Annotated in this window: 10 protein-coding genes; 3 read left to right on the top strand and 7 right to left on the bottom strand. The window is 59.4% G+C overall.

Going from position 1 to position 9,999, the window contains the following annotated elements; genetic code table 11:
* Positions 1-158: 158 nt before the first annotated feature.
* The 3 genes from AAG799_RS20535 (at position 159) to AAG799_RS20525 (ending at position 3,229) form a co-directional block, all read left to right on the top strand.
* Positions 159-1,286 carry a TRAP transporter substrate-binding protein gene (locus AAG799_RS20535; RefSeq protein ID WP_341898795.1) on the top strand — a complete coding sequence of 376 codons (1,128 nt, stop codon included), beginning with the start codon at positions 159-161 and terminating at the stop codon, positions 1,284-1,286.
* 114 nt (positions 1,287-1,400) lie between these two features.
* On the top strand, positions 1,401-1,940 hold the full coding sequence (locus tag AAG799_RS20530) for a hypothetical protein (protein ID WP_341898793.1): 540 nt from the start codon (positions 1,401-1,403) through the stop codon (positions 1,938-1,940).
* 149 nt (positions 1,941-2,089) lie between these two features.
* The gene (locus AAG799_RS20525) at positions 2,090-3,229 is read left to right on the top strand and encodes a hypothetical protein (RefSeq protein ID WP_341898791.1); all 1,140 of its coding nucleotides are present in this window, start codon (positions 2,090-2,092) and stop codon (positions 3,227-3,229) included.
* 9 nt (positions 3,230-3,238) lie between these two features.
* Here the strand turns inward: AAG799_RS20525 and AAG799_RS20520 are convergent, their stop codons facing one another.
* From AAG799_RS20520 to dctP, 7 genes are all read right to left on the bottom strand, one after another.
* The gene (locus AAG799_RS20520) at positions 3,239-4,453 is read right to left on the bottom strand and encodes a pentapeptide repeat-containing protein (RefSeq protein WP_341898789.1); all 1,215 of its coding nucleotides are present in this window, start codon (positions 4,451-4,453) and stop codon (positions 3,239-3,241) included.
* Positions 4,454-4,543: 90 nt separating this feature from the next.
* Entirely contained in the window at positions 4,544-4,867 is a 324-nt protein-coding gene (locus AAG799_RS20515) for a hypothetical protein (protein ID WP_341898787.1), read from the bottom strand.
* Between the two features lie 159 nt (positions 4,868-5,026).
* Positions 5,027-5,782: an SDR family oxidoreductase gene (locus tag AAG799_RS20510; RefSeq protein WP_341898785.1), complete on the bottom strand. Its 756-nt coding sequence runs from the start codon at positions 5,780-5,782 to the stop codon at positions 5,027-5,029.
* A 99-nt stretch (positions 5,783-5,881) separates the two neighbouring features.
* A complete protein-coding gene (locus AAG799_RS20505) occupies positions 5,882-7,141 on the bottom strand; it encodes a hypothetical protein (protein ID WP_341898784.1) in 1,260 nt (419 codons plus the stop codon).
* A 213-nt stretch (positions 7,142-7,354) separates the two neighbouring features.
* Positions 7,355-8,629 (bottom strand): TRAP transporter large permease, encoded by a 1,275-nt coding sequence (locus AAG799_RS20500; RefSeq protein WP_341898782.1) that lies wholly within the window; start codon positions 8,627-8,629, stop codon positions 7,355-7,357.
* A gap of 13 nt (positions 8,630-8,642) precedes the next feature.
* Positions 8,643-9,203 (bottom strand): TRAP transporter small permease, encoded by a 561-nt coding sequence (locus tag AAG799_RS20495; RefSeq protein WP_341898780.1) that lies wholly within the window; start codon positions 9,201-9,203, stop codon positions 8,643-8,645.
* Between the two features lie 64 nt (positions 9,204-9,267).
* Positions 9,268-9,999, bottom strand: a 732-nt coding sequence (gene dctP, locus AAG799_RS20490) for a TRAP transporter substrate-binding protein DctP (protein WP_341898779.1), incomplete at its 5' end; no start/stop codon positions are given.

The following is a 9,999-nucleotide window of genomic DNA, read 5'->3' as shown; positions in this document are numbered from 1 at the left end:
GAAAAGCCCCGCTCTGTCGGGGCTTTTCTTTATCGGTCGTTGTTCTGGTTAACCTGATCCCGTAATCTCCCCCCATCGTCTGACGCAGCGCGAGTCTGCAAGGACGGTCGGTAATCGGGCCGAAAGTGTCCGGCCCGCCAAACAGGGAGAAGATAAAAATGCAACGACGCAAGTTCCTTAAAGGCGCCGCCTTGGCGGGTGCCGGCAGCATCGGTGTTGCCGCCAGCTTCCCGATGCCGGCAGTGGCGCAGAGCCAGCCTGAAATCCGCTGGCGCATGGCATCGAGCTTCCCAAAGAGCCTCGATACCATCTATGGCGCCGGTGAAGTGGTCGCCAATCGTGTGAATGCCGCCACTGGCGGCAAGTTCCAGATCCGCGTATTCGCCGGTGGTGAAATCGTGCCCGGCTTGCAGGTGCTCGACGCCGTCCAGGCCGGCACGGTGGAATGCGGTCACACGGCGAACTACTACTATGTCGGCAAGGATCCGACCTTCGCCTTCGATACCGCCATCCCCTTTGGTCTGAACGCCCGCCAGCAGAATGCCTGGATGCATCACGGCGGCGGCCGCGCCCTGATGAACGAGTTCTTCAAGGACTATAACTGCCATGCAATTCCGGCCGGCAATACCGGTGCGCAGATGGGCGGCTGGTTCCGTAAGGAAATCAAGACCACCGAGGATCTGAACGGCCTGAAGTTCCGCATCGGCGGTTTCGCCGGTCAGGTGCTCACCAAACTGGGCGTTGTGCCGCAGCAGATCGCTGGCGGCGACATCTATCCGGCGCTGGAAAAGGGCACCATCGATGCGGCCGAATGGGTCGGGCCTTATGACGACGAGAAGCTCGGCTTCAACAAGGTTGCCAAGTACTACTACTACCCGGGGTGGTGGGAAGGTGGCCCGCAGCTCTCGGTCATGGTGAACATCGAGCAGTGGAACAAGCTGCCGAAGGAATACCAGGCCATTCTCGAAGCAGCCTGCGCCGATGCGAATGTCTGGATGGTGGCGAAGTACGATGCCCAGAATCCGGCCGCCCTGCGCAAGCTGATCGCCGGTGGTACGCAGTTGCGTGCCTTCCCGCGCCCGGTGATGGAAGCCTGCTTCAACGCCGCGGTTGAACTCTATGACGACACCTCGGCGAAGAACCCGAAGTTCAAGAAGGTGTTCGACAACTGGGTCAAGTTCCGCGACGAGCAGGTGTCGTGGTTCCGTGTTTCGGAAAACACCTTCGACAACTTCATGATCGCGGCATCGCAGAAAAAGCGGGCCGCACCGGCGAAAAAAGGCTGATCGCGGCACGCCCGCATCACCGAAAAGGGCCCCGCTTGCGGGGCCCTTTTTTTGCCCGCTGGGGCACGGGCAGAACATTCCGCTAACCTTGGTGAGGTTACCAAGGCTTAAGCCTTGCGCAACTATTTGTATGCAATAGTGCTGGCGCACCTCGGAGTTGTATCGCACTATGCGAGCAGGCAGGCAGTTCCGACGGATGCCAGAAAGGGCCGTCAGTTCAGGGTCATGTGGTCCAGTGTCGTCAAGCGCGCAGCGAAAAAGCCGTCGGAACCTGATCTGGCTCCGACGCCGCGCGACCGCGAGCGGGTCGACGGCATTATCAACCGCATTTCGGAAGAGACGTTGCTGGTCTTCGACCTGCTCAAGGATGGCATGGTCAAAGAAGCATCTTTCAAGACTGTTGAAGAAAGCATCACCCGGCATTGCATCCTGTCGACCTTCGAGCAGGTGCGCGTCGATGCGTTTCGCGATGCGGCCGGCCTGGCACGACAGCAGTCACGTAAATTTGCCGAAGCCGCGCTGGAAATGGCCGAGCCGCAGCAGCGCCAGTTCGTGCTTTCGGTAGCGCAAGCCTTTGAGCGTTTTGCCAAGCAATTGCAAACAATTGAACAGAAAGCGATCGCCGAGCGTCAGCGCCGCGATAAGCAGGATTAGCCGTGGGGATGTGGCCCTTGAAAATATGTTTCAGGGGCGCAAAAATTCTATAAATCTATCGGGCAGACAGGCCGAAGTGGTGGGGACGAGTCATGGTATTTGGGTCGATATTCGGTGCGGGATCGCGCGCATTTTCATATGAAATCTACGTGCAGGTCGATGGCCGCTGGCGCCTCGACAAACGTCTGGAAGGCGAAACCAGCAACACCCAGCATGCCAATGAGCAATTGGAAAAGAATGCCATCGCGCAGGCCAATGCCCTGCTGAATATGGGCGATTTCCAGGCCGTGAAAGTGCTGCGGTCGCGCGAGCGTTCAGATGGTTTCGGTACACAGTCGGAAATTTTCAACAAGGTTGCCACCGCGCGGCCCAAGACAATGACGACGCGCCCGTTCAAGGGCCCCTATCCGGCACTGGAAACGATCCACGATTTCAGCCGTCGCCCGTCGGTCAAGGGTATCAGCACCGTCTTTCGTGAATTCCTCGACAAGCAGAATGCCACCGCAATCGAACTGCTGCATTCGCCGCAGCATCAGCGCAAGCTGAATGACATGAGCAGCTTCCTGCGTGCCGGCATCTACGCCCTTGCCGGCGCGCAGACCCAGCCCGGGTTGCCCGGCCAGGCTGAACGCAGCAAGAAGCTCGAAGCCCTGTTCGACAAGCTGATTGCCCATACGCGCAACCTGCTGGCCGAGAAAAACCTGCCTGCCTTTGAAGGCAATGATTTCGCCCGCCTGTATGAACGGCTGGCGAATAAATATCAGGGCGACGAGTTGCGCTTCCTGTTTTTCTTCCAGACATCGAAAGTCACGCAGTCGCTCTCAAGCTATGCCGGGCGCCTGGATATCGCGCTGACCGACATGATCGACCGGCCGATGAATGGCACCAGCGAACTGCTGGATGAAGTCTCGGCCGCCTGCCTCGATTCAACCACGCTGATCCAGGACATTCTCGGTTCCCGCGCCAGCCTGTCAGAGGCTCTCATCGCGCTGGCCGATCTGTCCGCCGGCAAGCTGGAAATGCCGGCGAAGCCCGACCCGATCCTTGAAAAGCTCAACCGCATGCTTGGTGAGAATCGCCTGCCCCACTGCGCTGAAACGCTGTGGGAGCGCATCCTGTCCAATCTCAATTCCAAGGCCCTGCTCAGCAAGAGCGACCCGAAGAAGGAATGGCAGATGACGCGAAGCCTGAGTCACAAGCTTTCTTCGGTGGCACCTGAATCCTACAAGGAAGCAATCGACCATGCCGGCCGCATGCGCATGGAGCGCGTGCGCAACATGGAAGGCTAGATCGAGAACTCAATCCTGCGGCGGCAACTGGGCGCCGGTCAGGTCGGCACCGTTCAGATCGGTGTTGACCATTTTGGCATCGGTCAGATTGGCATTGACCAATCGGGCCCGGTTCAGTTTGGCATCAATCAGGTTTGCCCCTTTGAGCAGCGCATCAGAGAAGTCGGCATCCGAGGCATCTGCTGCCGCTAGGCTGGCTGACCAATAGCGGCCAATCGGCTTGCCGTCTGGCCCGCGCAGCGGCACCTGGCCGAGCTGGGCACGCTGCAGGATTGCTTTCTGCAGGATGGCACGGGCGAGATTAACACCATTGGCCAAGGCGCCGATCATGTTGGCGCCGGTCAGATCGGCTTCTGAAAGATCGGTCATCACCAATGTGGTGTTCTGCAGCTTGGCGCCGGCCAGCTTGGCACCTTTCAGGTTCGCACCGCTCAAGTCCTTATTCGACAGGTCGATACGTTCCATGTTCAGACCGGCCAGATCGGCGCGCGTGCCTTCGCGGCCATCGGTCTTGATCCACTTCTCGTGCTCCTGAAGGATACCGGCCACGGTGTCGCCAAAGCTGGAAACATCGACGAACAGCTCTGCCCCGGTGAAATTCGCCGAGTCCATGTCGACGTCTTCCAGGATCGCGCCCTTCAGGTCAGCCCCCTGGAAGTCGGCGCCGTCGATCAGCGCCAGAGACATATCGACGCCGCGCAGACAGGCGCCCTTGAAATCGGCGCCAGCCAGGTTGGCCTTGCGGAGCGATACCTTGGTCAGGTTGGCACGCGACAGGTTGGCGCCCGCCAGATTCACGCCGTTCATGTTCGAACCGGTCAGGTTCGAGCCGCGCAGATTGGCTTCCGCCAGGTCGGCGCCCCCGGTATTGGCCTTGGGCTTCTTACCCTGGGAATCAGGCCCGCCGAAGCCCACACCGTTATCGGAGGCCTGCATCAGGGCGCCCCCCCGGAAATCGACCCCCATCAGGCGGGCGCCGGCCAGGGTTGCCCCGCGCATGGAGGCACCCCGCAGGTCGGCCTTGGTCAGGTCGGCCTTGGAAAGGTCCGCTCGTTCCAAATTGGCAGCAAAAAGATCGGCTTCCGAGAGGTTGGTCTCCACCAGTACGGCACGCGACATATTGGCACCGGACATCTTGGCGGCGCGCAGGTCCGCGCCGCTGAAATCATACCCCTGCAGATCGGCAAGCGAGAGATTTAGGCGGGCACCGCGGGGACGCTTCATCAGCCACTCACGGTGGCGAGCCAGCATCCGTTCGACTTCCATGGGGTTCATACTGCCCCTCTGCCCCCTGTTTTCATCGCTTTAAGCAGCCTATTTCTTCGGCCGCATGAAATCTTCAACGATTTTAATGTTTTTATCCAGTTCTGCAATCTTTCCGGTCAGTTCCGCAATTTTTCCCCGCAGGCTCTGGATACCCCCGGCAGCCCCCTGCGCGGCCTCTTTCGCATTGCGCAGGTCGGTTTGCAACTGCTGCGACGGCCCCTTGGCGTTGCGAAGCTTTGCCTGGATATCGAGAATCTGCTTGTCGAGTTCAGGCCGCTTCTTGGCCAGACTGGCCATATCGGCCTCCAGGCGGGCCTTGTCCTCCTGAAGCTTGCGGATTTGCTCCCGCATCTGGGTAATCGCGTCGCTCACCCTACTCTCCCCACTGGTTCGGCTACCGCCCGGCACCCCGGACAAGTGGCGCAGCCTTCATAAACTGAGGCTGGTGTCGCGCCAAGCTGTCCGAAAGGCGTACCCGCGGGAACAACAACCTCGCCCCAGATCCAGTGCAAGTCCTGGGCAGCCACCAATTCAACCGCGGCCAACGAAGGGCATTTTGGTCGCCATCACCGTCATGAACAGCACGTTGGCATCCAGCGGCAAGCTGGCCATATGCACAACGGCATTGGCCACATGCTCGACATCCATGCGCGGTTCAACCCGCGTCGAACCGTCGGGCTGCAACACGCCATTCTTCATCCGTTCAGTCATATCGGTGGCGGCATTGCCGATATCGATCTGGCCGACGGCGATATCATAGGCACGGCCGTCCAGCGAGCTGGCCTTGGTCAGGCCGCTGATTGCATGCTTGGTCGAGGTGTAGGGCGAGGAGAATGGTCGCGGTGCGTAGGCCGAGATCGAGCCATTGTTAATGATGCGACCGCCGCGCGGCGTCTGGTCCTTCATGATGCGGAAGGCTTCCTGGGTGCACAGGAACGGACCGGTCAGATTGACATCGACCACGGCCTTCCACTGCTCATACGACAGGTCTTCCAATGGCATCGCCGGCGTACCCATGCCGGCATTGTTAAACAGGACATCGAGACGGCCGAAGGCTTGCTTGGTTTTCGCAAACAGCGCCTTCACCTGTGAATGATCGCCCACATCGGTTGCCACGGCCACAGCACGCACGCCATGCTTCTCGGCATCACGCGCGGTGGCATCCAAAGCCTCCAACCGGCGACCGGCCAAAACGACATTGTACCCGGCACGGGCCAGCGCTACGGCCGAAGCCTTGCCAATACCCGTGCCTGCGCCAGTAATCAGGGCGACTTTGCTGCTGCTCATGACTGGATTTCCTCCGGCTTTTCTTCAACGCGAAATAACGCTGATAGGATAATAATTTGGCTGGTCCTGCAAGCCCGCCCGGTCAGATCTGGGCCGGTTTCAGCGGAAGCCATAGAGCCCGCGGGCAGCGTAAAGATCATAGATTGTCCTGCCATAGACCGGATCGATCTTGATGGCAGCAAAAACCGCGTCGGACCGCTCCCCAGCCTGAAGCCTGATGGCGGCGGCCTGCATGCCTTGACCCAGAGCGAGATAAACGCGCGCCATACGTGCCTGCTCCACCATCAGCAAGATGGCCACGAATAAAAGCACGACTTGCAAAGCACGACGATCCAGCCATTGCAGGATAACTGGCCGGCGTATCACGGTCAGGATGATGCCGGCATGGACCAGGGCGGTCCAGAGGGCATACCTCCCCACCGCCCCCATATGCTCGCTCAATTCCGGTCGTCCGATGGCGGCCAACATGATCGATCCAAGACCAAAGAGAATCAGGGCGACAGCCATGGCATCGACGCCTGCAAGCCGGGACCGTAAAGACGCTGCAAGGCAAGCCAATGCCAGCAGAGCGACAATCAGACCGACGGCCTGCCCCGCCACGGTCGCTTTCAGAACCCAGGGCGCGCCGAATGCATTAAGCAGCGCCTGCAACAGCAGGCCAACGTCAAATGACATCTGCGATGCACCGATCATTGGTCCTTTCACATACAAAGCCACCGCAATCATGCCGCCGGCCACAAATGGAATGGCGGCAAACAACGAACGACTGCGCAGCACCGCGATTCCCGCTGCAATCGGCACCGCCAACACGCCGTTCAACAGGCACAGGCTGCTGCACAGGGCGGCCATTGCAGCCAGCCATGCCACCGGCTGGAACGGCCGTGCAGGGTCCAGCCTGGCTGCAAGCGCAAAGGCAGAGACTGCGAAGATCGCTGCAACGGGATAGTTGAAGCCGTTATTGAGGACGATGCTTTCCAACAGAAAGGCTCGGAACAGCGCAATCGCCAGCAGCGCATATCCAAAGGTCTGCCAGGGGGAAGCCGCGCTGTCCCTGGATATCTGCCGTGCCACGACACCGTAAACACCAATCCAGGCCAGCAGACCCAGAGCGACAAACACCTCCATATGCCCACCGGTGATCGCAAGATCGGCAACCAGCAATAGCCGTGGCACGAGGATCTGATGCTGGTTGTGAAGTTCCAGCAGCCAATGCCATGACAATCCGTCCGCCAGATAGCCGTGGGTAATGTTGAGGATGTCGAAAACCGGGATAGGCACTGCCGCGAGCGCAGTCAGCACGGCAAAGCTGACAAACTGCAAACCTGCTATTGCCAGAAGAATGCGAAAATGGTTCGGCAAGATTATGGATACCCGTGTTGCAAACGCGGCCTACCCCCGCAAATCGGAATGGCCAATTCGCCTGAGTGGTTACGGGCCCATCAATAGGCATTACGCGAAAGCTCTGCAAACGAAGACAGCCAGCGGAGAAACCATCCCGGTCGCTCCGCTGGCTCAGATCATACACAGAAAGAACAATGCAGAAACGCCGGCCGCCCGCCGAAGCCTGGAAACTTACCGATACCAGAGCGTCGGCAGATAGAGCGTCAGGGCCGGGATCGCCGAGATCAGCACCAGAACCGCAAGCAGCGGCACCAGGAAGGGCAACACCGCCATCACGGTCCGGTCGAACGACATCTTGGCGACCCGTGACAGCACGAACAGCACCATGCCCACCGGGGGCGTCAGCAACCCGATCATCAGGTTGAGCACCATGATGACGCCGAACTGTACCGGGTCGATGCCCACCTTGGTGACGGCCGGCATCAGCACGGGCACCAGAATGGAAATGGCCGCGATCGTTTCCATGAAGCAGCCGATCACCAGCAGGATTAAATTGATGATCAGCAGCAGCAGCAACGGGTCCGTGGTGATCGCCAGCAGGGCCTCGGAAACCGTTTCGGTGACCTTGGTGGTGGTCAGCACCCAGCCGAAGAGGGAAGCCGCCCCGACGATGATCAGCACGCTGGCCGTGGTTTCGATGGTTTCCAGCGAAATCCGGTAGAACTGCTTCCAGCTCAGCGTCTTGTACAGCAGCAAGCCCAGGAACAGGGCCCAGGCGCAGGCCGCAATCGCGGCTTCTGTCGGCGTGAACAGCCCGGCCGACATGCCGCCGATGATAATTGCCGGCGTCAGCAGGGCGGGAATGGCACGCAGGAATGTGCGGCCCAGTACGCCCCAGCGGAAGACCTGGTCACGCCCGATGCCGTTCCGGTGTGCATACCAGGTGACATAGGCCATCATGGCGGCGGCCATCAGCAGGCCGGGAATGAAGCCCGCCGCAAACAGCTGGCCGATCGACACATTGGCCATCACGCCGAAAATCACCATCGGCAGCGAGGGCGGAATGATCGGGCCGATGGTCGAGGATGCCGCCGTGATGCCAACGGCAAATTCATCATCATAGCCGTGATCCCGCATCGCCTTGATCTCGATCGTGCCAAGGCCGCCAGCATCGGCGACCGCCGTGCCTGACATGCCGGCAAAGATCACCGATCCAACCACATTCACATGGCCAAGACCGCCGCGCAGCCAGCCGACACCGGCGGTGGCGAAATCATAGATCCGGTTGGTGATTCCGGCCGTGTTCATGAGGTTGCCGGCCAGAATGAAGAATGGCACCGCGATCAACGGGAAAGAGTCAACGCCACCGGCCATACGGTGCAAAGTGACGAAATCCGGCATGGTCGAGAAGAAATGCGTGTAGGTCAGCGACGCGCCACCCAGCGCGATAAAAATCGGCACGCCGACAAGAAGCAGCAAAAAGAAAACACCAAAAAGGGCAGTCATACTGCGAGGCCTTTCAATCGATGATCAGGTCAACTTTATTGGGATCGGGTTGCCAGCGACGGCGCGCGTTCGCCAGCAGCACACCAAGACTGCGGTACAGCATGAGGAAGCAGCCGCAGGCGACACCCGCATAGACGACGCTCATGGGCACATCGACCACCATCATTGTCTGGATCTGCATCCGCTCGGTGATCTGCACGGCAAACCAGCAGAGCAGTGCGACAAATCCGACCGTGATGATATCGATGACGAAGCGCAGCACCCTGACCGGACCTGATGGCAGGAAATGCAGCAAAACTTCGACACCGATATTCGTGCCTCGCCGCATGGCTATGGCACCGCCGACAAAGGTGACCCAGATCAGCAGATACCGGGCAATTTCCTCGGTCCATGCCATCGAATCATTCAGCACATAGCGCGTGAAGAACTGCAGAAAAACCACGCCGGACAGCGCCCAAAAAATGATGAATGCGAGCACGTCCTCGATATAGGGCTTGATCACGTAATCGGGGTCTTCGGCAGCGATCAGGGGCGCGCCATCATCCGGCTGGTTCAAATGTTGGGATTGTGTCACGGACAACTCCTGTTACAGCATGGTTTGGCAGGCGCGACATCCAGTGCCGCGCCTGCCATTCCGTTTACTTCAGTGCCTGCAGAGCGTCGTATTCCGCCTTGCTCCAGCCCGCGCCCGCACCGGCGTCGTTATGCAGCGGCATCGCCGCCTTGCGGAAGGCCTCGCGATCGACCTCTACAACGGTCTTACCCAGCTTGCGGAATTCATCCGCCAGCTTCTGCTCGGAGGTGCGGATCTGCTCGCTGGCGCGCGATGCCGCCTCCAGCAGAACCTCCTGGAAGATTTTCTTCTCGGCGTCGTTCAGCTTGCTCCAGACATGCCCACCGACATTGGCAACCAGCGATTCCGTAATATGGCCGGTCAGCATGATATGGCTCTGCACTTCGTAGAACTTCTTGGCCATGATGGTGGGCAGCGGATTTTCCTGACCGTCCACCGTCTTCTGCTGAAGCGCGAGATACACTTCCGCGAAAGCAATCGGCGTGGCATTGGCCCCGACCGACTTGGTGAACATGAGAAATAATGGCGCCGGCGGCACCCGCAGCTTCATGCCCTTCATGTCTTCCGGCTTCTTGATTTCTCGATTGGCCGTCACATGGCGCTGACCGTAATAGGTCAGCGACACCACCTTATGGCCGGTCTTCTTTTCATAACCAGACGCGATATCGCGGAACAGCTTGGAATCGCGATACGCCTTCCAATGGCTGTAATCCCGCAGAATGAAGGGCGCATTGGTGATGGCGATCGGCTTGTGAATCGAACCGGCAAAGGCAACACCGGTATAGATCATGTCGAC

The sequence above is a fragment of the Ferrovibrio terrae genome, assembly GCF_943371255.1.
In the GTDB taxonomy this organism is placed as follows: Bacteria; Pseudomonadota; Alphaproteobacteria; order Ferrovibrionales; family Ferrovibrionaceae; genus Ferrovibrio; species Ferrovibrio terrae_B.
This window is presented reverse-complemented; position numbering and strand designations above follow the sequence as displayed.

Excerpts from the sequence above, each read along its gene's own strand:
- AAG799_RS20500 (WP_341898782.1), bottom strand. The coding sequence starts at position 8,629 with ATGACTGCCCTTTTTGGTGTTTTCTTTTTGCTGCTTCTTGTCGGCGTG.
- AAG799_RS20535 (WP_341898795.1), top strand. The coding sequence starts at position 159 with ATGCAACGACGCAAGTTCCTTAAAGGCGCCGCCTTGGCGGGTGCCGGC.
- AAG799_RS20520 (WP_341898789.1), bottom strand. The coding sequence starts at position 4,453 with ATGAAGCGTCCCCGCGGTGCCCGCCTAAATCTCTCGCTTGCCGATCTG.
- AAG799_RS20510 (WP_341898785.1), bottom strand. The coding sequence starts at position 5,782 with ATGAGCAGCAGCAAAGTCGCCCTGATTACTGGCGCAGGCACGGGTATT.